This window comes from Stenotrophomonas sp. Steno-Z10-BAI (assembly GCF_056393115.1).
In genome coordinates this window covers 26,079-48,601 of sequence record NZ_JBWJOZ010000011.1, presented here as the reverse complement: position 1 = coordinate 48,601, position 22,523 = coordinate 26,079, and the positions used below count along the sequence as shown (strand labels likewise).

Sequence of the window (22,523 nt, the reverse complement as noted above, 5' to 3'; positions counted from 1 at the left end):
ACCACGCCGCGAGCATCACTTTCCCCACGGCAGCCGAGGACGGCCCGTCCGCCGAACAGCTCCAGGCGGGGGTCCAGTGACTCCGTGCAACCGATACGATGGGCACATGCAGATCCCACGCACCCTGACCGCCCTCGCCGTCCTGCTCATCGCGGTCGCCGCGTGGCTGCTGTTGGTCGCGCCCCCACCGGGCCTGCACTACTACGAGGCCCAGGAGATGGCACCCGCCACGCTGGGCGCTGATGGCGCACTGCCCACCGCTCCGCCAACGACGCTGGAGTGGCAGCCGGCCAACCAGCGCGAACTGGTGCAGTGGCGCGGCCCGTACTGGCTGCGCTGGCGCCTGCCTGCGCAGCCAGCACACCATGCGGCCGACCGTGCACTGCGCATCTCGGTGCGCGCCGCCAGCCAGCCCTTCTGGAACGGCCAGCCCTTGGCCGCCAATGGCACCGTCGGCCGCAACGCGGACGAAGAGCAGCCGGGACAGGTGGACATCATCCGTGTGCTGCCGCCCTCCTCGCCCAGCAGCACCGATACGCTGGTGCTGCTCGCCTCCAGCCATCATCAGTGGTTCAAACTGCGGGGCGCGGATGCCTTCGTTGCGGTCGGGCCGGCCGCCTCGATCTACAGCCTCAACCTTGGACCGTGGTTGATCGCCGCGCTTGCCACGGGGGCGCTGGGTGCCGCCTGCCTCTACTTCCTCGCTGCACAGCGCGGCCGGCCACGGGTAGCGGGTGCGCGCCTGCTGCTCGCATTGGGTGTCGTCGGCCTTGCGTTGCCCATCGTCGAAGCATGGCGTCCGCTGGTCGGCTATGCCTATCCGTGGCACGGCCCACGACTGCTCATGCTGCTTCTGCTGCACCTCGCCGCGGCGATCCTGCTGCCGGCTTACCTGGCGCGTCGTTTCGGCGTCGCGGTGCCGAAGACAGCCCGCATCGCCTATCTCGCCACCCTGCTGGCGCTGGCCGCCTTCGTGCCCAGCTTCGACGGCCGCGGTGCCGCACTGCTGCTGCTCAGCCTGCTGACCTCCACCTACGTGCTGCTGCGCGCCCGCGGCGAGCCCGACGAGCGCTGGCCGATCCTGACCTTGGTGGTGGCCGGTGCACTCGCCGTGCCGCTCGCTGGCGGGATTTTCCTCGACGGCCCCTACTTCCTGTTCCTGGCCGTGCTGATGGGCTTCCTGCTGATCCGCCACGCCGCCCAGCTGCGGATGCTGGACCACCACAACGCGCAGCTGCGCGGAGAGCGCGCCCGTCTCTCGCTGCAGCTGCTGCAGCGGGGCATCCAGCCGCATTGGCTGATGAACACCCTCACCGGCCTGCAGGAACTGATCGAACAGGCACCGATGCGCGCCAGCCGCCTGGTCGAATCGCTGGCCGAACAGTTTGATCGCCTGCGCGAAAGCAGCACCCGCCCCAGCGTGCCGATCGAAGAAGAGCTGGCGCTGTGCCGCAACCACCTGGACATCGTCGGCCTCGCGCTGGATCGCCACATCGGCTTTGAGGTCGAGGGCGAACACAACGGCCTGTGGCTGCCGCCCGGCGTGCTGCATGCGCAGGTCGAGAATGCGCTCACGCATGCGGGGGCGGTCGCGTGTGCCGAGCATCCGTTCCGCCTGCGTGTTCAACGCGAGGACGACCGTTGGATGCTGGAACTGCGCAGTGCACGCGGCACTGCCCCGCATCGCGGGCAAGGCACGGGCACGCGCTATATCGAGGCCAGCCTGGCCGCCACCTGCCCCGAGAACTGGCGCTTTGAACAAGGCCCCGATGGCAACGACTGGTACGGCCGCATGGAGCTGACATGCGCATCCTGATCGTCGAGGACGAACTGCTGGTCCGCCAGCGGCTGCTGCGGATGTGCACCGAACTGGCCGGCAGCCGCGCCCGATTCGATGCCGTGGCCGACCTGGATGCCGCCGGTGACCGGCTGCAGCGCAGCGTGTATGACGGCCTGCTGCTGGATTTGAATCTGGGGGGCGAGGATGGCTTCGACCTGCTGAAGCGCGTGGTCGCTGGCCGATACCACTGCGTGGTGGTCTCCGCGCATCGGGAGCGGGCGCTGCAGGCGTTTGAGCATGGGGTGCTGGATTTCGTGCCGAAGCCTTTCTCACGCGAACGGCTGGGGCAGGCGCTGGAGCGGCTGCTGGATGTGGGTCGGTATCGGTCTGGCGCGGCGCGTTACCTGGGCATCTGGCATGCGCAGGGGACCGCGATGGTGGAGCTGGCCGATGTGCTGTGGATTCGTGCTGATGGGGACTACAGCGAAGTACGTATGTGCGATGGGCGGAGTGAGCTGCATGACAAATCGCTGGCGAGTCTTACTGCCGTGCTACCGCCGGATTTTGTGCGTTGCCATCGGTCGTATCTGGTCAATCTGACGCATGTGCGGACGTTGCATGCCGCTTCGGGGAGCCGTTACTGGCTGGTGCTGAATGATGGGGCTGAGGTGCCGGTGGGGCGGGCGTTTGTTGAGGACGTGCGCGGGGAGCTTGGGTCGATATAAGCGCTTTCCACCGCGCCTTCTCACTTGCCGGTCATCTTCAAGGCAGCGTCCGGCAAGCGCGCACCGCTGATACTGATCCGGGCCACGTCCTCATCGATACGCGCCAGGTCGGCCGCATCCAGTGCCAGTTCCACCGCACCCAGATTCTCATCCAATCGATGAAGCTTGGTCGTGCCGGGGATCGGTGAGATCCACGATCGCTGGGCCAGCAGCCAGGCCAAGGCCACCTGGGCAGGCGTGGCACCCTTCTCTGCCGCCATCGCCTTGACCACGTCAACCAAGGCCATGTTGGCCCGGCGTGCTTCAGCGGAGAAGCGCGGCACCGCATTGCGAAAATCCGCTGCATCGAACTGCGTGTTCTCGTCGATCTTCCCGGTCAGAAACCCTGCACCCAGCGGACTGAAGGGTACGAAGCCAATGCTCAGCTCTTCAAGCAAAGGAAGAAGCACCTTCTCTGGTTCACGCCAGAACAGCGAGTACTCGCTCTGCACCGCCGTCAGAGGCTGCACCGCATGCGCCTTGCGGATTGTCTGCACACCCGCTTCGGACAAACCGAAATGCGCAACCTTGCCCTCTGCAATGAGCGCCTTCACCGTGTCGGCAACATCCTCGATCGGCACCGCCGGGTCAACGCGATGCTGGTAAAGAAGGTCGATGCGCTCGGTGCGAAGCCGCTTCAGACTGGCCTCTACGGCAGCGCGGATGTGTGCGGGCTGGCTGTTGGTACCTGTGCCGCGAGCACCCGTCACCGGATCGATGTCAAAGCCGAACTTGGTGGCGATCACCACCTGGTCACGAACGGGCGCCAGTGCCTCGCCCACCAGTTCTTCGTTGGCAAAGGGGCCGTAGGCTTCGGCGGTGTCGAAGTGGGTGATGCCACGCTCCACCGCAGTGCGGATCAGCGCAATCATGTCCAGCTTGTCTGCGGCCGGGCCATACGCCGCGCTCATGCCCATGCAGCCCAGGCCGAGGGCGGAAACTTCAAGGCCTTGTCCAAGGGTACGGGTCTTCATGGTCGACTCCTCATCGGGCAGTGTGCGGAGTGGTCAACCAGGCGTTGACGCTCTCCATGGTTTTACGTTCCTGGTCGGCCTGCATCACGAATGCATTCAGGATGCGGGCGTTGGGTGCGTGGCTGGCGACCACGCGCAGGCTGCTGCCCACGCCGAAGCCGCCGTGGGTGATGAACGGCACGATCGTCTTGCCCCTCATGTCGTGCTGCGACAACAACGATCGAATGATCGGCGGCGCGGTCTCGCCCCAGATGGGGAAGCCCAGGTAGACGGTGTCATAGCGATCCATGCTGGCAATGCGGGTGCGCAGTGCCGGCTCTACCCCATCGTCGCGCTCCTGCCGCGCCTGGGCCACCGTTTCCAGGTAGTCGGCCGGGTAGTCGACGGCAGGCTGTATCTCGAACAGGTCGCTGGGCATGCTGCGATGAATGAGGCCGGCAACGACCCGGGTGTTGCCCGAGCGTGAGAAGCAGGCAACCAGTGTCCGTGCGTCTGATCGACCCGCAGCGCCGCTCTCCGGCCGCTCCGCACCGGAGCATCCCAGCGGCAGCGACGCCAGCGCCGCAACGACTGCCCGGCGACCATGATTGGGGGTTGGAATCGTCATGGCGCCAATCTACGCCCCCCAAACACATTCTTGCAGAGGCATAATCGGATATCGCTTATATCCGATGCGCATCAATGAGCGTAGACAATTACGACCAGTTGGCCATGTTCGTCCTGGTGGCGCGGGAGCGCAGCTTTACCCGTGCTGCCGCCCAGCTGGGCATGTCCCAGCCGGCCCTGAGCCGATCGATGCGTCAGTTGGAAGAGCGCCTGGGTGTGCGCCTGCTTGCCCGGACCACGCGCAGTGTTTCGCCCACCGAAGCCGGAGAGCAGCTGCTGCGGGTGATTTCACCGCGCTTCGAGGAAATCGACACGGAGCTCGCCCAGCTCAACGCTTACCGCGACAAGCCCGCCGGTCGCCTCCGCATCACGGCGGGTGAGCATGCCGCGCTCACCGTGATGCAGCCGGTACTGGGCAAACTGCTGCCGGCCAATCCCGACCTGAACATCGAGGTGATCGTCGACTACGGACTGACCGACATCGTGGCCGAGGGCTTCGATGCCGGTATCCGCATGGGTGAGCAGGTGGCCAAGGATATGATCGCCGTGCGCGTGGGGCCGGACCTGCGCATGGCAGTGGTCGGATCGCCTGCCTATTTCCAGCACCATCCGAAGCCGAAATCACCGCACGACCTCACCCAGCACAATTGCATCACCATCCGCCTGCCGACCCACGGTGGCATTTTCGCGTGGGAGTTCGAAAAGAAGGGCCAGGAGCTGAAGGTGCGGGTGGAAGGCCAGCTGGTGTTCAACAACATCGCCCTGCGCCTGGGCGCCGCACTGGAGGGACTGGGGCTTGCCTACATGCCCGAGGATCTGGTGCGCGCCCATGTGCAGGCAGGCACCCTGGTTCACGTGCTGCAGGACTGGTGCCCCTCCTTCCCCGGCTACCACCTGTACTACCCCAGTCGCAGGCAGTCATCGCCGGCGTTCACCGTGCTGCGTGATGCGTTGCGCTATCGGGAATGAGCGCTAACGCAGTGGCGCCTCCACGCCACTGTAGGCCTGTACCGCTGGCGGAAGACGCTCGCCCTGCACTGCCACCGCAGCAACTGCAGCATTGAGCTCCCGCAGCTCACCTGCGCTGAAGACCACCTCGCCTGCGCCCAGGTTGTCGAGCAGATGTGCCATCTGCGTGGTGCCGGGAATCGGCACGATCCAAGGTTGCTGCGCCATCAGCCAGGCCAACGCGATCCGTGCAGGCGTGGCCTGCTTTCGCTCGGCCCAGTCCCTGAGCAAGCGCACCAATGCCAGGTTATGTTCGATGTTCGGCGGGGTGAAGCGCGTTTCGATGCCGCGAATGTCGCCCTCGGCAAACCGTGTTCTGGCGTCGATCGCACCGGTCAGGAAGCCTACGCCCAGTGGGCTCCATGGCACGAATCCGATGCCCAGCTCGGCGCACGTGGCAAGCACCTCCTGTTCCGGCCCACGCCAGAGCATCGAGTACTCGCTCTGCACAGCCGTCACCGGCAGCGCAGCGTGCGCGCGGCGAAGCGTCTTCAGGCCCATCTCGCACAGGCCCCAATGCAGCACCTTGCCCTCGGTCATCAGGTCCTGGATCGCACCGGCCACGTCTTCGATCGGCACCTGCGGGTCCACGCGATGCTGGTACAGCAGGTCGATGCGGTCGGTACGTAGCCGCGTGAGCATGCCCTCCACCGCCCGCTTGATATGTGCGGGCCTGCTGATCAGGCCCGGGCCACGCGCACCGGTTTCCAGGTCGATGTTCCAGCCGAACTTGGTGGCGATCACCACGTCGTTGCGGAATGAGGCAACGCCTTCTCCCAGGATTCGTTCCACTTCATGCGGGCCATAGGCCTCGGCCGCATCGTAGAACGTCATCCCCCGATCGAACGCGGCACGGATGATGCGGTGCATGTCGGTGCGCGAGGGGATGGTGGTCTGGTAGGTGCGGCTCATGTTCTGCACGCCCAGCCCGATGCTGGAAACCTGCAGCGTTCCGAGCGTGCGGCGGCCGTCCATTTTCTGCGCGGCAGCTGCGGGGGAGGCGTTTGCCGTGGACGTGGCCAGCGCGCCGGCCAGCGGCAGCGCCGCCAGCGTAGCGGCGCCCTTCAGAAGGGAGCGGCGTTGGGCATTGGTGGGCAGGGTGTTCATTGGGGTCTCCATGTGGGGCGCTGTCAGGGCCGGGGTGCCGGGGTCTGTTCCAGTGCCTGCACTGCGCGAGCGGATGCGGCTGCGTAGCCGCTGTGGGCCAGCAGTTGGGCCAGGTGCTGCAACTGTGCGCGGCTGAGGCCCACGCGCTGGCTGGCCGCCATGTGCGAGCGCAACTGCGCCTCCACGCCGGGCATCACTGCCAGCGCGCCAACCGTGGCCAGTTCACGGCTCTGCCAGTCCAGGTTGTCGCGCTCGAAGATGTCGCCGAACAGGTGCGTCTGCAGGTACTGGTTGATGATCGGGGCGAAGTCCATGAGCGGCCCGGTCACCGGGGCGCCGGAGATCCGGGTCTGGTTGGCGGTGCCCACCGCGCGCAGCGCGTCGCCCACGGGAACGTTCCTGGTGGGCGGCTGCCCGGGTGCAGTGGCGACGCCCTGCGCTTGACGTACGCGCACCACCTCCATCAGCTCGCCCAAGGCATTGAGGCTCTTCGGGAAACCCGCATAGGCATACAGCTGCACGAGCACTTCCTTGGTCTCACTCAGCGTCAGCCCTGCATCCAGTCCCCGGCGCAACGCGGCAGTGAGCTGCGGCATGTCGCTGCTGGCGGCGGCGGCCGCAATCAGCGGGATCGCCTGCTGCCTGGGCGAAAGCGGCCCGGCAACGGGAGCGACGATGCCTGCTGATGCCTCGCGATACTGGTCATCACTGACCTTCTCCAGCCACGCCACCGACTTGCCGTCTGCTACCCCGGTCACGGCAAGGTGGGTCATTGCGCTGTGGGGCGCGGCGCCGTGCCAATGCTTGACCCCTGCAGGACACACCACCACATCCCCGGCGTGTATCTGCTGCACCGGCTTACCCCATTCCTGGGTCAGCCCAACGCCGGAGGTAACCACCAGTCGCTGACCGGAGGGGTGCGTGTGCCAGGCCGAGCGCGCACCCGGTTCGAAGCTGACGTATGCGGAAGAGACGTGCACCTGCTCGTCCGCCGGGAACAGCGGATCTACCCGCACCTTGCCGACGAAGGTCGCTGCCGGACCGGCAACGGACGACTGCGTTCCCGCTCGGGTGATCTGCTGCGTAGGTGTTTCGACGGCGCCAGCGAATGGTGCCGCCACGCTCAATGCCGCGCCCAGCAGCGCCGTCTGCGCGGTTGATTTACGAGGCGCGCTCATGGCGCAAGCGTCCGGCCGTAGAACGTGGTCAGCGAGGCGACGGCGGCGTCCACGTATTTCGGCACCCAGTAGGTTTCGATATGCGTAGCGCCGTCCAGCAGCACCAGTTGTTTGTCGGCGGTACCGGTCGCCTTGGCGAAAGCGTCCTGGGTCATGTACAGGCTGTCAGCCTTGCTACCGGCAATCATCAGAAGCGGCTGGTTGATGAGCTCGATCTGGTCGGTGGCGTCCCAACGCATCAGGTCCAGCAGGCTGCTGGTCGCATAGCGGAAGGTGGAGTTGGGATGGGCGTGCGTCTTCCAGTAGTACGCATAACCTTGCCGATACAGATCGAAGGGAAGCGTGGCGATCTGCGCGTCGGTGAGGTTGGCGTCGCCGGAGTACAGCACTTCGCCGCCGGCGGCTTCCTGTGCTCGCGCATTGGAAGCCTGCTGCAGGCGCTGCTGGATCGTGTCCAGCTGCGAGTCGGCATAGCCGTTGCGGCGCACCCGGCCGGAGTTGAACATGCTGATCGTGGCTACGGCCATGAACCGCTTGTCGGTCTGCGCGGCCGCCAACGAATAGCCGCCGCCGCCACAGATGCCCAGCAGACCCAGGCGCGTAGTGTCGACCCAGGGGAATCGACTGATGAAGTCCGCCATGCCGTGGATGTCTTCGATGCGGTGTGAAGGCATGTCCACGCTGCGCGGCTGGCCGCCACTCGCGCCCTGATAGGCCGCATCGGCGGTAATGGCGATGTAGCCCTGCTCGGCCAAACGCTGCGCGTACAGGCCGGCCACCTGCTCCTTGACCCCACCATTGGGGTGGGCAACCACGATGGTCGGGTATTTCCGTGCGGCATCGAAGTTGGCCGGCGTGTAGAAGTTTGCCGCGATCTCGATTCCATTCAGCGGATAGGACACCGAGTGGACGTTGACCTCGCTGGGCACATTCCGTGTGATCGCACCTTCGTAGGCCAATTTGAAGGGGTTGAGCTTGTAGTCGGCGGCGGACGTGTTGCCTGCCGCCAAGCCAAGGGACATCGCCAACAGCGTGGCGTGCACGATGTGCTTCATTCAACTGCTCCCAGTGTGGACGTTACCCCGGCCGGTGCATGTGGCGCGCCCACGTTGGCGGGGATCAGGCGTAAAACTAACCGCCGTGCACTCATAGAAAAAGAGCATCAGCCGGATATCACTCATGCATGAATGATATGAATCTGGCGGGCGACGCAGCCGCCATGGCGCCACACGCCTTTCATGGCGCGATCAATGCACGAGGCAATCCGGCTCAATGATCCAGATTCTTCTTCGCCAGAAACCCGCTCACCAGATCGGCGATCTGGACGTTGTTGAGGTCCGAGAACAAGAAGTGGCTGTTGCCACGGATTCCCATGTCCGGCAAATGGATCAGGGTCACGTCCCCACCCTGCCGATTGACGGCGTCGCGCCAGGCGCGCGCCATTTCCAAGCGTGCCCGCCAGCTGTCCTGCGCGGGCAGGTCAACAGGCTTGTCAGGGATGTTGTCGCCATACAGCACCAGAATGGGAATCCGCGTCAGCGCCTTGAACGCTTCGGGAGAAACCACCGCCGGTGCGACCGTATCGAATGCACTGGGAATCGGCGCCGGCGCGTCGTTTTTGGCAAATACGAAACTGCTGCCAGGCTCGAAGGCGACGATGGCGCGCACATTCGGGCTTTTTATCGCCGTCATCCAGCCAGGGCCACCCGCCTGCGAATGGGTAAACAGGATGGCAGGACCGGTCTTCTGCAGCACGGCAGCTACTCCGTCGGAGACCAGCCCGAAGTCGAACGGCCCCGTGTTCGGCGTGACCGAACGGAAAAACTGGTCAAGCGTCGCCTCCCCTGTCGGAAATTGACTGCCACCGAAGTACGTCGGCCAGAGGCCAATTCGGAACTGGTTGAACCACATCTGATCGTCTGCCACGGGCTTCAGCGTGGACTCGACCATGCTTCGGCCGGCTTTGCCTCGCCGTGGCTGATCGATCAGGTAGGTAGCGAAGCGACGACGCAGGAACAGATTCTGGAAGCCCTCGCGCCCATCGGCCGTCGTTTCCCAACTTTTGGACGACTGGCCCGCACCGTGCCACATCACAATCGGCAGCGAACGCGCATTCACCGGCGTCTGGTAGAAGGCATAGACGTGATCACCGTGGTAGCTCTGGCCCTGCGGATTGGACGGCTTCAACGGATCGAACGTGCCAGGTTCCGTCTTTTCCATGCCACCCGCGAGGAAACTCCCCTGCGCCTCGATCTGCAGTGGCTCGTTGGCCATGGCGGCCGTGGAACAGAGGGAAACCGCCATCCAGATCAGCGTGGAGGGAAAGCCAGGCACCAGAGTGCGAAGGCGGGTGCGTGTCTGCATGGGTCACTCCGTGACAGATTGTCAGGGAAATCTACCGTCGGGGCCATGCTGGAAGAAGCGCGCACACGCATATCACTCATGCAGGGGGGGTATATATGCCATATCTACGGCATGACAGTGGCCAGCAGATGCACATCGTGGAGCGATATCTTCAACAAGGCGACCTCGTAAGCGGGGCAGCGAGCTGGGCGCGCCGGGCATTCGCGATTGGTCAGCGCGGCAAAGGAGGCGCATGTCGGCTTCCGGCCAGGAGCAGTCGTCGCGAAACGTAAGCCGAAGGTGGCCTAGTCGAGCTTTATCGAGGAAGCCAGATCACCCTTTGTTGACACTTCAGCAAAGGCAGTCTCGGTTCCAGCCGGTAGTGGCACTCGCATCCCGAACCTGAGCTGCCTCGGGTTCGCCAAATATCTGGAGCGGAAGTCGTCGCCGGTACGCCGCGAACCAGCATCCGATCGGCAAGGGCCCGGACGGGGCGATGCCGCCCGGGCAGTGGCGTTACCTGCTGGTCGGCGAGAAGCTCTGAGCTCCGCGCGTCTTTCGCCACTGGATCCACGCGATCGCGGCGACGAAGAAGACGCTGCACAGGTAACTGCCTTCCGGCCCTTGCGCGCCACCGGTCAGGGTGTCAAGGCCTTGCGGGCGCAGCGCCACCAGCAGCGCCGGCAAGTGCGCATCCATGCCGGTGACGGGCAGTTCGAAGCCGGTTGCGAGCAACCAGTTCCACCCCGCGTGCCAGCCCATCACGCCCCAGATATTGCCGCTCCGCAGCGCCCAGGCGCAGGCGAACAGCGAGAACAGGAACGTGCTGAGCATGACCAGGGGCGGCTGGTGCGGACTGAAATGCAGGAAGCAGAAAACGAGCGACACCAGCAGCACTGCCACCGCAACATTGGTCTTGCGCGCCACCACCGACAGCATCCAGCCGCGGAAGATGACTTCCTCCACGCTCGCCTGGAACATGAAACTCAATAGCAGCAGACCGATGTGCAGCAGACTGACGGGCGACCGCCAGGCCTGCCCCAAGCCCGCCGCCTGCATGCCGCCAGCCATCCAGATCGCGACTACGACCAGCGCGATCATGCCGAATCCAACGGCCAGTCCGCGCAGGAAGGTTTTCAGCGGCGCCGGACCGGTCAGCCCGATACTCGCCAGCGAGCGCCCTTCGACGAAGCGTACCCAGGCGAGCACGGCCGCCAGCGTCGGCGCGAAGCCGATCCACAGCAGCGCATGCAAGCCAGCGAGGCCGATCGGATCGCCGCCCGGCGTCGACCAATGCTGCGACTGCATCCACCCGTCCAGCGCGATCACCGGTACCGCGTTGAACAGGATCATCAGGATCGGCGTCAGCCAGGCCCAGGGCAGCCAGCCGCGGGCCGGATCGGGCGAATACAGGACAACGGGGGTCATGCGGGGCTCCAGGTCGACGTGATCGGCGCTGCAAGTTGCCATCCGCGTGGGGGCGTGGCTACCCGTTTGCGACCAAGCCACAGAAGCCGCCGATGAATCAGCCGGATCGCCGACGAAATGGCGCTGAGTCGTCGCCCGTGGTGTCCGCTTTGGGTGGCGGTTCCGACAGCCACAAGGCCCTGATGTGGGACCGCTGGCGGCAGGGCGAGTCGTTGCACCAGATTGCGAGGCTGTTCGATCGGCATCACTCGTCCGTGCGAGTGGTTCTCGCCGAGACTGGCGGGATCCGGCCGCGCTCCGTCCACGATCAGCCGGGAGATCAGGCGAAACGGAGGCATCGCCCCCTACCGGGCGAGCCATGCCGACCGAGCGGCCTGGGACCGGGCACACCGCCCCAAGGCTCGTAAGCTGGCGCTGCAGCCCACGCTGGCGAGACGGGTGGCGGACAAGCTGCAGCAGCAGTGGTCGCCCGAACAGATCGCTGGCTGGCTCAAGCGGACTTACCCGGCCGATCCGAGCTGCCGGGTCTCACACGAGACGATCTATCGCACGCTCTTCATCCAGTCGCGCGGGACGTCCAGACACCGATCAAGCGATATCAACAAGCTGTTGCATTGACCAGTTGAAACCGCCGTCGAAAGCGGACATCACCAGCGGTCGGCGCCTCCGTCCTCCCCGAACGTCCACTTTCGGCCAGGAGCAGACACCGATGGCAACCGCCTACTGCAGTGCTTGCGATTCAGCCCCCTCGCCACGCCGGCGGGAAGTCTGCCGCGAATCGCATCAACCCAATCAGCGCGTCGGAACCCACGACCTATTCACTAGCCAGCAGCAGCGCGTGTGACTACGCGAAGAGGCCTACCTCGCCGGCGCCCCCAAAAGGCTTCCCAGGCACATAACTGCCCCACCCCAGCTCGGCACCAGAAACTTCGACCATCACATCAACTCTAGAAAGCTTGAGCATTCAATACTCATCGCGCAAGACGAACGGAACATTCCTTCAGATCGAATTGCCCGTAAATCTGCATGATCTCGAGATTCGCCCTCGCCCGTGAGTTTCCCTGTGCAGCAGCTTTGCAGTACAGGGATAGACCCACATCAATGTCCTTGGTCACGCCGATCCCCTCGTAGTACATGTATCCCAGCATGGCCTGCGCCGGGGCGTACCCCGACGCTGCCGCCTTGCGGTACCAGTCGGCCGATTGAGTCACGTCCTTCTGCACACCGAGGCCCCGCTGATACATGTCACCGAGTGCGCTCTGCGCTTTTGCGTCGCCGCCCTCGGCCGCCGCCACCAAGTCGTCCACGGGACCGAAAGCCCCGGGCGTATCGACCTCGGCACACCACACGCTGTTTTCGCCGCGATACTCGCAGAGCTTCTGGCGGGACTGCCTGACGCCCAGCTGCGAGGCGGCCTGCACAGCTGCCTTGCCGTACCAGCGTATGGCCTCAGCGTCATCTTCAGCGAGGCCGGCACCTCCTCTTTGATACAGACTGGCAAGGTTGTATTGCCCTGCGGGTGAACCCTGCTCAGCCGCCTTGCGGAGCCAGAGGATGGCCTGGACATCATCCTGTGGGACGGCAATTCCCTTGAGATACATCATTCCAAGATCGGACTGTGCCAGTGCGTCGCCCTGCTCCGCCGCCTTGCGTATCCAGCCGCTGGCCTGCATCGCGTCTGGCGGCACGCCAACTCCGTGTAGATACAGTCCACCGAGCGCGGATTGGGCCGGCGCATAGCCCTGCTCTGCCGCTTTGCGATACCAGATCGCCGCCTGCACCTCGTCTTTGGCGACTCCAGCGCCCTGAAGATACCTGTAACCCAGGTCATTCTCGGCTTCAGCGCTACCCGCCTTGGCCGCTGCCTGCACTTCCTCAAACGAAGGCGGCTTGTCAGCGCCAGACGCCTGCGCACTGCAGACAAAGGCAGCCAGGCCGACCCACATCACTACCCGAGCCAGGGTTCCAATCGGTCCTTCCATGAACATTCTCCATTCGTCATTCGATTGAGCGACGACGCGCCCAGGCATTTATTCAATGCCCCCATCAGATTTCGATGCGGCGTAATTGTCCCTCCCATGCGGAGGATAGTGGGGTCGCCCATTTCGTCCGCCAAGTCGCCCTGCTCAAGCCTAGAATGGCTAACCGCACGCCAACAAAAAAGCCCCCGTTTCCGGAGGCTTTTTCGACTGAATCATGGTGGGCGGTACAAGGTTCGAACTTGTGACCCTTGCCGTGTGAAGGCAATGCTCTACCGCTGAGCTAACCGCCCGATGCTGCTGAGCCGCTCATTATAGGGCGGCAAATTTTGACGTCAACGGTTTCGCCGAAATTTCTTCACATCGTGTGCGTGGGCTTGTCCGCGGTCAGGATGCCGGCCAGCAGGGTCTCGATCCGGTGGCGGACGGCCTCCCCTTCCGCGCCATCGGCCAGCTGTACGCCGATGCCTGCGGCACGGTTGCCCTGGGCCCCGGCGGGGGTCACCCAGATCACCTTGCCGGCGACGGGCAGGCGCTCGCTGGAGTCCGGCAGGGTGAGCAGCAGGAACACTTCATCGCCCAGGAAGTAGCGCTTGGGCGTGGGCACGAAGATGCCGCCGTTCTTCACGAACGGCATGTAGGCGCTGTACAGCGCGGCCTTGTCCTTGACGGCAAGGGACAGGATGCCCTGTCGGGCGTTGGTGGCGCTCATGCTCTATTCCCCTTGGCGTGCCGTTCGTTGACCTTTCCCCAGGCCAGCAGCAGCTCAACCACCGCAAGATCGGCGCGCACCGTGGTGCGCAGCAGGTCGCGGGTGCGGTTGGCCGCATCGAACCAGGCGGCCAGCTTGTGCAATCGATCGGGATCGGTCAAGCCACCGCCGGTGGCCTGGGCCAGGGCGAGATCGGCGGCGTGGCGCAGGCGCAGGGCGGCGTTGTCGTCGGCGGTCCAGCGCTGGGCCAGTTCCACCGCGCCGGAGCGGCCGGCAACGAGGGCTTCCAGATCGCTGGCGACCTGGCGGCGCAGGGCCAGGCCGTCTTCGCGCAGCCACTGGTCGGCCAGGCCGGGGTGGCCGCGGGCGGCGTCCAGTGCTTCGCGGGCGCTGGCTTCGCTGTGGCCCAGGGTCTGCAGCCAGGCGAGCGCTTCCTCGCGGGGCGGCAGCTTGAACTCAAGACGCTGGCAGCGGCTGCGGATGGTGGCGGGCAGGCGCGCGGGGTCGGCGCTGATCAGCCACAGGTAGCGGCCGGGCTGCGGCTCTTCCAGGGTCTTGAGCAGGGCATTGCAGGCCGCGCGGTTGATGGCGTCGGCGGGGTCGACGATCACCACTTGGGCTACGCCGTACTGCGGGGTCAGCGAGAGCTTCTGCGAGACCTCGCGGATCTGCTCGATCACGATCTCGGTGCGCAGCTTGTCGCCGGATTTGTTGGGGATGAACGAGATCCGCTGCAGGTCCGGGTGGGTGCCGGCGGCCAGCAGCTGGGCGCTGCGCTTGGCGGCGGCGGGCTCGCCTTGCCCCAGCACGTGCTCGGCCAGCCGCAGCGCGACGCCCAGTTTGCCCAGGCCGGCCGGGCCGCAGAACAGCAGGCCATGGCCGAGGCGACCGGCGTCGAGCGCGGCCACCGTCTGGTCATAGGCGCGCTGCTGCCAGGGGGAAAAGGGTTCAGCCACGATCCGGCTCCTGTGCCAACCATGCCTCCACGGCCGCCACCACCGCGCCGGCGACGCCGGCCTGGTCCTGGCTGGCGTCGATCAGGCGGTAACGTGCGGGGTCTTCGCTGGCACGCTGGCGGAACACCGCGCGCACCCGCTGGAAGAAATCATCGTGCTCGCTTTCGATGCGGTCCGGCCACAGGTCGCGGCCGTTCGCGCGGGCACGGCCGACGGCCACGTCCACATCCAGCAGCAGGGTCAGGCCGGGCAGCAGGCCGACGGCGCGGCGCTCCAGATCGGCGATCCACGCCGCATCCAGGCCGCGGCCGCCGCCCTGGTAGGCGTAGCTGGAATCGGTGAAGCGGTCGCACAGCACATAGGCGCCGCGCTGCAGCGCCGGGGCGATCACCTGGCGCACGTGCTGGGCGCGGGCGGCGAACACCAGCAGCAGCTCGGCCTCGGCCGAGAGCGGCTCGGCGGCGATCTCCGTGTCCGGCTTGAGCACCAGCGCGCGGATGCGCTCGGCCAGCGCGGTGCCGCCGGGCTCGCGGGTCAGCACCACCTCATGGCCGCGCGCCTGCAGGGCCTCGCGGATCGCGTTGATGGCGGTGGTCTTGCCGGCGCCCTCGCCCCCTTCCAGGCTGACGAAATGCGGGTGCCGGTGCAGCGCGGGACTCATTGGGGTGCGGCCTCGTTGGTGCGTTTGCTGCGCAGTTGCTGCAGGTAGCGGGCAACGGCGGCGTTGTGGTCGGTGTAGTTGGCCGAGAAGATGTGCGCGCCACTGCCATCGCCCACGGCCACGAAGTACAGCGCATCGCCCTTGGCCGGCTGCGCGGCGGCATGCAGCGCATCACGCCCGGGCATGGCGATCGGGGTCGGGGTCAGGCCGGCGCGCGTGTACGTGTTGTACGGCGTATCGGTGGTGAGGTCGCGCTTGCGGATGTTGCCGTCGTAGCTGCTGCCGATGCCGTAGATCACGGTGGGGTCGGTCTGCAGGCGCATGCCGATCTTCAGGCGGCGCATGAACACCCCGGCGATCTGCGGGCGCTCGCTGGGCAGTGCGGTTTCCTTCTCGATGATCGAGGCGAGGATCAGCAGCTCATACGGCGAGTTGAGCGGCAGGTCATCCACGCGACTGTCCCACGCGGCGGTGAGTTCTTTTTCCATCGCGGCATGCGCGCGCTTGAGCACGTCGATATCGCTGTCGCCACGCTGGTAGACGTAGGTCTCGGGCAGGAAGCGGCCTTCCGGATGCTCGCCCGGGAAGCCGACCGCCCTCATCAGGGCGGCATCGTCCAGTTCGTCGGTGGTGTGCACCAGCGGATCGGCGCGCTTGAGCGCGGCGCGCAGCTGACGGATGTTCCAGCCTTCCACGATGGTGACGCGGTGCTGCAGGACGCGGCCCTGGCGCATGCGGGTCAGCAGCTCGCGCGGGGTCAGCGCGGGATCGAGCGCGTATTCACCCACCTTGAGCTTGCCGGCGGCGTCGAGCTGGCGCGCCAGCAGTTGCCACTGGGTGTCGCTGCCTTCATCCACGCCGGCCTGGCGCAGCTTGCCGAGCACGGTGCTGAAGCCATCACCGGAGGCGATCACCACGCTCTCCGCGCTGGGGGTGACCGGTGCATCGGCAAAGGCGCCCTGGCGATGCCAGAACCAAGCGCCTGCGGCCGCAACCAGCAGGGCCAGCACCAGCAACACGGCCAGTACGGCCAGACATCCCCGTTTCGCACCCGCCATGCTCACCTCGAATCCATTTCTTCGCCGCGCAGCATACCGCGCGGGTGCTGCACACCGCCAAACGGCTCAGGCATCGCTGCCCAGCGCACGCAGCAGGCCGCGGGCCTTGGCGCGGGTTTCGTCCAGTTCCTTGTCGGCCACCGAATCGACCACGATCCCGGCGCCGGTGCGGAAGCTGGCGGTGTCGCCGGCCACTTCGGCGGTGCGGATCAGGATGTTCAGGTCCAGGTCGCCATCGCGGTTCAGCCAGCCGAACGCGCCGGTGTACGCACCGCGGGCGGTCTGCTCCAGCTCGGCGATGATCTGCATGCAGCGCACCTTGGGGCAGCCGGTGATGGTGCCGCCGGGGAAGGTCGCGGCGATCACCTGGCCGGGGCTGACGCCCTCGCGCAGGCGGCCACGCACGTTGCTGACGATGTGGTGCACGTGGGCGTAGCTCTCCACGGTCATCAGCTCATCCACCTCCACGCTGCCCGGCGCGCAGATGCGGCCGAGGTCGTTGCGTTCCAGATCGATCAGCATCACGTGCTCGGCGCGCTCCTTGGGATGGCCGACCAGTTCCTGGATGCGCGCGGCATCGTCATCGCCAGCGAAGCGCGGGCGGGTGCCGGCAATCGGGCGGGTCTGCACGTCATCGCCGTGCACCGAGACCAGCCGCTCGGGCGAAGAGCTGACCACCGCCCTGCCCTGCGCCATGAACAGCCCGGCGAACGGTGCGGGGTTGGCCACGCGCAGCTGCGCGTACAGCGCCTGCGGCGAGAGCGCCTCGGCGAACTGCGCGTTCCAGCGCCGCGAGAGGTTCACCTGGAACACGTCGCCCGCGCGCAGGTAATCGATCACCTTGCCGACGCCGCCGGTGAAGCGCTGTGGCGCGTCCTCGCCGATCGCCACCGGTGGCTGCCACGCCGGCAGCGGCGCCAGCGTGGCGGCCGCGGCGAGGTCATCCTGCAGGGTCTGCAGCAGCGCGGCCTGGCCGGTCTCGCACACGGCATGGAACTGGCCCAGCACGCGGTCGTGCAGTACCGCCGCCGGGCAGCGCAGCGCCAGCGCGGCGGGCAGCCCATCGGCGCGCGCAGGCAAGGCCAGCACGTCCTCGATCTGGCCAGCCAGCTCGTAATCCAGCATCAGTGCCCAGCCACCGCGGAACGGCAACGTGGTTTCTTCGCGCGGCAGCCGCAGTGCGGCCCAGTGCGCATCCAGCACGTCAAGGAAGCGGCCGTCATGCGCGACACCCTCGGCATCACGCACCACGCCGTCGGCCTGCAGTGCAAGGGATTCCCCGTTGCCCATCAGCAGCAGATCCCAGCGGCCCTGGGCGGTGCCCGAGGCGGTGGATTCCATCAGCAGCGGGTAACGCTGCGGGGCCAGGCGCTGCAGGGCCAGCAGGTCGGTGGTGGCGGGCAGCGGAAGCGTCTGGAACATGACAGGACACCGGAAGGGCGCGCAGCGTGCGCGGGGGCCAGATACACCAAGGCCGCCATGATGGCGGCCCGGGTGGGAGTACACGGAACGGGCGGTCAGACGCGCTTGAACACCAACGTGCCGTTGGTGCCGCCGAAGCCGAAGCCGTTGGACATCACCACATCGACCTTGGCTTCGCGTGCGGTATTGGGCACGTAATCCAGGTCGCAGCCTTCGCCCGCTTCATGCAGGTTGATGGTCGGCGGAATGATGTTGTCGCGCAGCGCCAGCACCGAGAAGATCGCTTCCACGCCGCCGGCCGCGCCGAGCAGATGGCCGGTCATCGACTTGGTGGAGCTGACCATCATCTTGTAGGCGTGGTCGCCGAAGGCGGTCTTCATGGCCATGGTTTCGCCCAGGTCGCCCAGCGGCGTGGAGGTGCCGTGCGCGTTGAGGTAACCGACCTGCTCCGGGGTCACCCCGGCGTCCTTCAACGCCATGGTCATGCAGCGTGCGGCGCCTTCGCCGTTCTCGCTCGGCGCGGTCATGTGGTACGCATCCGAGCTGGCGCCGAAACCGGCAAGCTCCGCATAGATGCGCGCGCCACGCGCCTTGGCGTGTTCGTACTCTTCCAGGATCAGGATGCCGGCACCGTCGCCGAGCACGAAGCCGTCGCGTTCCTTGTCCCACGGGCGCGAGGCTTCCGCCGGCGCATCGTTGCGGGTGCTCATCGCCTTCATCGCGCAGAAGCCGCCCAGGGCGGTCGGCGAGGAGCCGCGCTCGGCACCGCCGACCACCATCACGTCCGCGTCGCCGTACTGGATCATGCGCATGGCGGTGCCGATCGAGTGGTTCGAGGTCGCGCAGGCAGAGACCGCCGAGAACGACGGCCCCTTCAGGCCGGTGATGATGCTCAACTGGCCCGGAAGCATGTTGATGATGGTCTTGGGCACGTAGAAGGGCGAGATCTTCTTGCCCTCGTGGAAATCGATGGTCTGCTCTTCGATGCCCAGCAGGCCGCCGATGCCCGCGCCCACGATGGCGCCGATGCGCTCGGCATTGCCGTCGGTGATTTCCAGGCCCGAATCGTTCAAGGCCATAAAGGCGGCACCGAGGCCGTAATGAATGAACGGGTCCATCTTCTTGGCATCCTTGCCAGTGACCCGGAATCTGCCGAACTGTTCGTTGTCGGCGGTGATGTCGAAGTCCCTGACCTCACCTGCGATCTTGGTGGTGAAACGGTCCAGGTAGGACTGCGAAACGTTGGTCAGCGGACCGATGCCGGAACGGCCTTCGGTGATGCCCTTCCAACTGCTGGCCATATCATTGCCCAATGGCGAGACCATGCCCATGCCGGTAACGACGACGCGACGCTTCATTGCAGATTCTCCTGACCCGGGTGTTGCGGGTATCACGCGGTATAACGCTCAAAAGCACAGGGCCGCAAGCGCGGCCCCATGGGTTTGCCGCACGCGGTCGCAGCAATCGCCACGGCCGCGCGCGAGCCGCCTGACATCAAGCCTTGACGTGGGCGTTGATGTAGTCGATCGCAGCCTGCACGGTGCTGATCTTTTCGGCTTCTTCGTCCGGGATTTCGCACTCGAACTCTTCTTCCAGCGCCATCACCAGTTCAACGGTGTCCAGCGAGTCAGCGCCCAGGTCATCGACGAACGATGCGCTGTTGGTGACTTCCTCTTCCTTGACGCCAAGCTGTTCGACGACGATTTTCTTGACGCGTTCTTCGATGGTGCTCATTGGATATCGCTCCAGATGGAGTAGTGGTTCAAAAATGACGCCATCCGGTGAGGGATGACCGTGGGATAGTGTAGTGGAAACCAGCGACACCTTGCATTGCAGCAAAACATCAAACGGATCAACCACTTGCGGCGCAGTCCTTGCGCCACATGCTTACGGCATGTACATGCCGCCGTTCACATGGAGGGTTTCGCCGGTGATGTAGCTGGCCGAAGGACCGGCCAGGAACGCCACCGCGTTGGCGATATCGGACGGCTCGCCGAGCCGCTCCAGGGCGATCGACTTGACCAGGCCGGTGCGCTGCTCTTCCGGCAGGGCCTTGGTCATGTCGGTATCGATGAAGCCCGGCGCGACCACGTTGACGGTGATCCCGCGCGAGCCGATTTCCTTGGCCAGCGACTTGGAGAAGGCGATGATGCCGGCCTTGGCCGCGGCGTAGTTGGCCTGGCCGGCATTGCCGGTCACGCCGATCACCGAAGCGATGTTGATGATGCGGCCCTTGCGCGCCTTCATCATGCCGCGGATGACGGCCTTGGAGGTGCGGAAGACGCTGGTCAGGTTGGTGTCCAGGATCGCCTGCCAGTCTTCTTCCTTCATCCGCAGCAACAGGTTGTCGCGGGTGATGCCGGCGTTGTTGACCAGGATGCTGATGGCGCCGAATTCCTTGGCGATCCCGTCCAGCACGGCTTCCAGCGCAGCGGCGTCGGTGACGTTCAGTGCGCGGCCGTGGCCACCCACGGCGGCCAGGCGTTCACCGATGGCGGCGGCACCGGCGTCGGTGGTGGCGGTGCCGATGACGGTCGCGCCCTGCGCGGCCAGTGCGTCGGCGATCGCGGCACCGATACCCCGGCTGGCGCCGGTGACCAGTGCGATTTCACCCTGAAGGGGCTTGCTCATCTCATTTCCTCAAACGGGACCGGTCCGGCCGGCCTGGCGCGAAGCCATTCCAGCACGGGCGCGATCGAAAGACATCAGGCGGCCCAGGTCTCGCGGGCCGTCTCGAAATCGGCGGGCGTGGACAGTGTGCGCGCGTCCAGCGATTTGTCGATGCGCTTGATCAATCCGCTCAGCACCTTGCCCGGGCCACATTCGGCCACGCGGGTGACGCCACGGGCGGCCAGCGCCTGCACGCAGCCGGTCCACTGCACGGGCAGGTACAGCTGCTGCACCAGCGCCTGGCGGATGGCGTCCACGCCGTCATGCACACGGGCATCCACGTTCTGCACCACCGGCAGGGCCGGGGGGCGCCAGTCCAGGCCGGCCATGGTTTCGGCCAGGCGGTTGGCAGCTTCGCGCATCAGCGGGGTGTGCGAGGGCACGCTGACAGCCAGCTTGACGGCCTTGCGGACGCCCTTCTCGGCCAGCAGCGCCAGCGCACGATCCACGGCAGCCGCATCGCCACCGATGACGATCTGACCGGGCGAGTTGTAATTAGCCGGCACGACGACCTGGCTGCCGGCGGCCTGCGCGCAGACCTCCACGACCAGCGCATCTTCGGCGCCGAGCACGGCGGCCATGGCGCCGACGCCGGTCGGGGCGGCTTCCTGCATCAGCTGGCCGCGCAGGCGCACCAGGTGGGCACCGTCCCGCAGGGTCAGCGCGCCGGCGGCCACCAGGGCGGTGTACTCGCCGAGGCTGTGGCCGGCCAGGACGGCCGGCTGGGCGCCGCCAACGGCGTTCCAGGCGCGCCACACGCCGATGCTGGCGGCCAGCAGGGCCGGCTGGGTGTATTCGGTGCGGTTGAGCATTTCCTCGGGACCGCCCTGCGACAGCGCCCACAGGTCGACACCGGCGCCGTCGGAGGCTTCGGTGAAGGCCTCGCGGATCTGCGGGTGCAGCTCGGCCAGTTCGGCCAGCATGCCCAGCGACTGCGAGCCCTGGCCCGGGAACACGAATGCGAGATTGGTACCGGTCACGTGATCATCCGCCTGCAAAAATCGAACGGCGAATGATAAAGGGGAACGTCGCCCTTCGTCTGTACTGCCGCGTATGTGGGGTCTTTGCTCAGGTGAACAGCTGGAGGATGTCCAGATCGCCGTCGCTGAAGAAATCGATGCAGATCACGGCCAGCATCAGCACGCCCAGGGTGGTGGCGCCGTGGACGATCAGGATGGAATGGGCCAGTGCGCGGGCGGAGCGGCCCATCTTCATGCTGGCGCGGGCCAGCCCCTGCAGGCGGCCGGTGACGTCGTGAGCATGGGCCAGCACCGGAGCTTCGGCACCGTCCATCGCCTGCGCCATGAGGGTCTGCAGCTGTTGCGGACGGTCCTCGTAGTATTTGGCCACGCCGTAACCGAACATCAGCCAGTCGCGGGCCTGGGCCTGGGCGAGGTCCATGACTTCCAGGGGATCTTCCTCGAAATCGATGAAGCCGATCTCCTTGCCATCCCAGGTGAGGTTGCGCGGCAGCGGCTGGCCGAAGTACGCGCCCTTGCGGTGCGCCTGGGCAATGGCATTCATCGCGGCGGACACGAGGCGGTCACGGCCGGCATCGTCGGCTTCGCGCAGGCAGGTGTTGAACGAGGAGCCGTTGTCGCCCAACACGAGGGCGGCATGGCCACTGCCGATCACACTGGGGACGTTGACCCCTTGCGCCTGCAGTTCGGCAAGGCGGCGGGCTTCGGTTTCGCGGGCGGCGTCGCCACCGCGGTGCGGCGGTGGGCGCAGGGCATCGAGCTGGAAGCGGCGGGCGATGAAGTTCAGCAGGCCCAACGCGACCACGCGGCTTCCTTCGCCGTACTGCTTCAGCCAGGCGCGCTGCCCGTCAATGACGATGGGCTCAACCATGACAGTTCTCCTGAAATGCATACGGC

At 66.1% G+C, this 22,523-nt stretch carries 20 protein-coding genes, 1 tRNA gene and 3 pseudogenes; 4 read left to right on the top strand and 20 right to left on the bottom strand.

Annotation, left to right across the window (positions count from 1 at the left end; genetic code table 11):
* Positions 1-106 precede the first annotated feature (106 nt).
* Positions 107-1,816, top strand: a complete 1,710-nt coding sequence (locus AC06E9_RS19025) for a histidine kinase (RefSeq protein ID WP_478050441.1) — start codon at positions 107-109, stop codon at positions 1,814-1,816.
* Positions 1,804-2,505 carry a LytR/AlgR family response regulator transcription factor gene (locus tag AC06E9_RS19020; protein ID WP_478056621.1) on the top strand — a complete coding sequence of 234 codons (702 nt, stop codon included), beginning with the start codon at positions 1,804-1,806 and terminating at the stop codon, positions 2,503-2,505. Before AC06E9_RS19025 ends, AC06E9_RS19020 begins: the two co-directional genes overlap by 13 nt.
* 20 nt (positions 2,506-2,525) lie before the next feature.
* On the opposite strand, the gene AC06E9_RS19015 is transcribed toward AC06E9_RS19020, so the two are convergent.
* Together AC06E9_RS19015 and AC06E9_RS19010 are read right to left on the bottom strand one after the other, a co-directional pair.
* A complete protein-coding gene (locus tag AC06E9_RS19015; protein ID WP_478056620.1) occupies positions 2,526-3,518 on the bottom strand; it encodes an aldo/keto reductase in 993 nt (330 codons plus the stop codon).
* Positions 3,519-3,528: 10 nt separating this feature from the next.
* On the bottom strand, positions 3,529-4,125 hold the full coding sequence (locus AC06E9_RS19010; protein WP_478056619.1) for a flavodoxin: 597 nt from the start codon (positions 4,123-4,125) through the stop codon (positions 3,529-3,531).
* A 74-nt stretch (positions 4,126-4,199) separates the two neighbouring features.
* Between AC06E9_RS19010 and AC06E9_RS19005 the strand changes: the two genes are divergently transcribed.
* Entirely contained in the window at positions 4,200-5,093 is an 894-nt protein-coding gene (locus AC06E9_RS19005; protein WP_462091072.1) for a LysR family transcriptional regulator, read from the top strand.
* A 3-nt stretch (positions 5,094-5,096) separates the two neighbouring features.
* Here AC06E9_RS19005 and AC06E9_RS19000 read toward each other — a convergent pair whose 3' ends face one another.
* From AC06E9_RS19000 to AC06E9_RS18975, 6 genes and pseudogenes are all read right to left on the bottom strand, one after another.
* Positions 5,097-6,107, bottom strand: a complete 1,011-nt coding sequence (locus AC06E9_RS19000) for an aldo/keto reductase (RefSeq protein ID WP_478056634.1) — start codon at positions 6,105-6,107, stop codon at positions 5,097-5,099.
* Positions 6,108-6,262: 155 nt separating this feature from the next.
* Positions 6,263-6,517 (bottom strand): annotated as a pseudogene (locus tag AC06E9_RS18995) (carboxymuconolactone decarboxylase family protein); the annotation flags it as partial.
* Between the two features lie 204 nt (positions 6,518-6,721).
* Positions 6,722-7,417: pseudogene (locus AC06E9_RS18990) on the bottom strand ((R)-mandelonitrile lyase); the annotation flags it as partial.
* Entirely contained in the window at positions 7,414-8,472 is a 1,059-nt protein-coding gene (locus AC06E9_RS18985; RefSeq protein ID WP_346494115.1) for an alpha/beta hydrolase, read from the bottom strand. The gene AC06E9_RS18985 and the pseudogene AC06E9_RS18990, both read right to left, overlap by 4 nt.
* Before the next feature lie 214 nt (positions 8,473-8,686).
* On the bottom strand, positions 8,687-9,781 hold the full coding sequence (locus AC06E9_RS18980) for an alpha/beta hydrolase (protein ID WP_478056618.1): 1,095 nt from the start codon (positions 9,779-9,781) through the stop codon (positions 8,687-8,689).
* 495 nt (positions 9,782-10,276) lie between these two features.
* The gene (locus AC06E9_RS18975) at positions 10,277-11,188 is read right to left on the bottom strand and encodes a CPBP family intramembrane glutamic endopeptidase (RefSeq protein WP_478056617.1); all 912 of its coding nucleotides are present in this window, start codon (positions 11,186-11,188) and stop codon (positions 10,277-10,279) included.
* A 182-nt stretch (positions 11,189-11,370) separates the two neighbouring features.
* Between AC06E9_RS18975 and AC06E9_RS18970 the strand changes: the two are divergent.
* Positions 11,371-11,761 (top strand): annotated as a pseudogene (locus AC06E9_RS18970) (transposase); the annotation flags it as partial.
* Positions 11,762-12,159: 398 nt separating this feature from the next.
* On the opposite strand, the gene AC06E9_RS18965 reads toward AC06E9_RS18970, so the two are convergent.
* The 12 genes from AC06E9_RS18965 to AC06E9_RS18910 form a co-directional block, all read right to left on the bottom strand.
* The gene (locus AC06E9_RS18965) at positions 12,160-13,170 is read right to left on the bottom strand and encodes a tetratricopeptide repeat protein (RefSeq protein WP_183073809.1); all 1,011 of its coding nucleotides are present in this window, start codon (positions 13,168-13,170) and stop codon (positions 12,160-12,162) included.
* Positions 13,171-13,385: 215 nt separating this feature from the next.
* Positions 13,386-13,460 (bottom strand) — tRNA-Val (locus AC06E9_RS18960).
* 65 nt (positions 13,461-13,525) lie between these two features.
* Complete coding sequence (locus AC06E9_RS18955) at positions 13,526-13,879, bottom strand: PilZ domain-containing protein (RefSeq protein ID WP_152154369.1); 354 nt, start codon at positions 13,877-13,879, stop codon at positions 13,526-13,528.
* Complete coding sequence (locus AC06E9_RS18950) at positions 13,876-14,835, bottom strand: DNA polymerase III subunit delta' (RefSeq protein ID WP_152154368.1); 960 nt, start codon at positions 14,833-14,835, stop codon at positions 13,876-13,878. Before AC06E9_RS18950 ends, AC06E9_RS18955 begins: the two co-directional genes overlap by 4 nt.
* Positions 14,828-15,496, bottom strand: a complete 669-nt coding sequence (tmk, locus tag AC06E9_RS18945; RefSeq protein WP_461770555.1) for a dTMP kinase — start codon at positions 15,494-15,496, stop codon at positions 14,828-14,830. The genes AC06E9_RS18950 and tmk overlap by 8 nt, the downstream gene beginning before the upstream one ends.
* Entirely contained in the window at positions 15,493-16,554 is a 1,062-nt protein-coding gene (mltG, locus tag AC06E9_RS18940) for an endolytic transglycosylase MltG (protein WP_478056616.1), read from the bottom strand. Before mltG ends, tmk begins: the two co-directional genes overlap by 4 nt.
* 66 nt (positions 16,555-16,620) lie before the next feature.
* Positions 16,621-17,976 (bottom strand): aminodeoxychorismate synthase component I, encoded by a 1,356-nt coding sequence (locus tag AC06E9_RS18935; RefSeq protein WP_478056615.1) that lies wholly within the window; start codon positions 17,974-17,976, stop codon positions 16,621-16,623.
* A 95-nt stretch (positions 17,977-18,071) separates the two neighbouring features.
* On the bottom strand, positions 18,072-19,334 hold the full coding sequence (gene fabF / locus AC06E9_RS18930) for a beta-ketoacyl-ACP synthase II (RefSeq protein ID WP_152154363.1): 1,263 nt from the start codon (positions 19,332-19,334) through the stop codon (positions 18,072-18,074).
* A gap of 136 nt (positions 19,335-19,470) precedes the next feature.
* Complete coding sequence (gene acpP, locus AC06E9_RS18925) at positions 19,471-19,710, bottom strand: acyl carrier protein (protein ID WP_017357544.1); 240 nt, start codon at positions 19,708-19,710, stop codon at positions 19,471-19,473.
* Positions 19,711-19,863: 153 nt separating this feature from the next.
* Positions 19,864-20,607 (bottom strand): 3-oxoacyl-ACP reductase FabG, encoded by a 744-nt coding sequence (gene fabG, locus AC06E9_RS18920; RefSeq protein ID WP_121043061.1) that lies wholly within the window; start codon positions 20,605-20,607, stop codon positions 19,864-19,866.
* A gap of 74 nt (positions 20,608-20,681) precedes the next feature.
* On the bottom strand, positions 20,682-21,626 hold the full coding sequence (gene fabD, locus AC06E9_RS18915; protein WP_121043059.1) for an ACP S-malonyltransferase: 945 nt from the start codon (positions 21,624-21,626) through the stop codon (positions 20,682-20,684).
* Positions 21,627-21,714: 88 nt separating this feature from the next.
* Entirely contained in the window at positions 21,715-22,497 is a 783-nt protein-coding gene (locus tag AC06E9_RS18910; RefSeq protein ID WP_282259819.1) for a BUD32 family EKC/KEOPS complex subunit, read from the bottom strand.
* Positions 22,498-22,523 lie beyond the last annotated feature (26 nt).

Excerpts from the sequence above, each read along its gene's own strand:
- acpP (WP_017357544.1), bottom strand. The coding sequence starts at position 19,710 with ATGAGCACCATCGAAGAACGCGTCAAGAAAATCGTCGTCGAACAGCTT.
- AC06E9_RS19005 (WP_462091072.1), top strand. The coding sequence starts at position 4,200 with ATGAGCGTAGACAATTACGACCAGTTGGCCATGTTCGTCCTGGTGGCG.
- tmk (WP_461770555.1), bottom strand. The coding sequence starts at position 15,496 with ATGAGTCCCGCGCTGCACCGGCACCCGCATTTCGTCAGCCTGGAAGGG.
- AC06E9_RS18985 (WP_346494115.1), bottom strand. The coding sequence starts at position 8,472 with ATGAAGCACATCGTGCACGCCACGCTGTTGGCGATGTCCCTTGGCTTG.
- AC06E9_RS19010 (WP_478056619.1), bottom strand. The coding sequence starts at position 4,125 with ATGACGATTCCAACCCCCAATCATGGTCGCCGGGCAGTCGTTGCGGCG.
- AC06E9_RS18935 (WP_478056615.1), bottom strand. The coding sequence starts at position 17,976 with ATGTTCCAGACGCTTCCGCTGCCCGCCACCACCGACCTGCTGGCCCTG.
- fabG (WP_121043061.1), bottom strand. The coding sequence starts at position 20,607 with ATGAGCAAGCCCCTTCAGGGTGAAATCGCACTGGTCACCGGCGCCAGC.
- AC06E9_RS18975 (WP_478056617.1), bottom strand. The coding sequence starts at position 11,188 with ATGACCCCCGTTGTCCTGTATTCGCCCGATCCGGCCCGCGGCTGGCTG.
- fabF (WP_152154363.1), bottom strand. The coding sequence starts at position 19,334 with ATGAAGCGTCGCGTCGTCGTTACCGGCATGGGCATGGTCTCGCCATTG.
- AC06E9_RS18965 (WP_183073809.1), bottom strand. The coding sequence starts at position 13,170 with ATGGAAGGACCGATTGGAACCCTGGCTCGGGTAGTGATGTGGGTCGGC.
- AC06E9_RS19015 (WP_478056620.1), bottom strand. The coding sequence starts at position 3,518 with ATGAAGACCCGTACCCTTGGACAAGGCCTTGAAGTTTCCGCCCTCGGC.
- AC06E9_RS19025 (WP_478050441.1), top strand. The coding sequence starts at position 107 with ATGCAGATCCCACGCACCCTGACCGCCCTCGCCGTCCTGCTCATCGCG.
- AC06E9_RS19020 (WP_478056621.1), top strand. The coding sequence starts at position 1,804 with ATGCGCATCCTGATCGTCGAGGACGAACTGCTGGTCCGCCAGCGGCTG.
- AC06E9_RS18910 (WP_282259819.1), bottom strand. The coding sequence starts at position 22,497 with ATGGTTGAGCCCATCGTCATTGACGGGCAGCGCGCCTGGCTGAAGCAG.
- AC06E9_RS19000 (WP_478056634.1), bottom strand. The coding sequence starts at position 6,107 with ATGGACGGCCGCCGCACGCTCGGAACGCTGCAGGTTTCCAGCATCGGG.
- AC06E9_RS18980 (WP_478056618.1), bottom strand. The coding sequence starts at position 9,781 with ATGCAGACACGCACCCGCCTTCGCACTCTGGTGCCTGGCTTTCCCTCC.
- mltG (WP_478056616.1), bottom strand. The coding sequence starts at position 16,554 with ATGGCGGGTGCGAAACGGGGATGTCTGGCCGTACTGGCCGTGTTGCTG.
- AC06E9_RS18955 (WP_152154369.1), bottom strand. The coding sequence starts at position 13,879 with ATGAGCGCCACCAACGCCCGACAGGGCATCCTGTCCCTTGCCGTCAAG.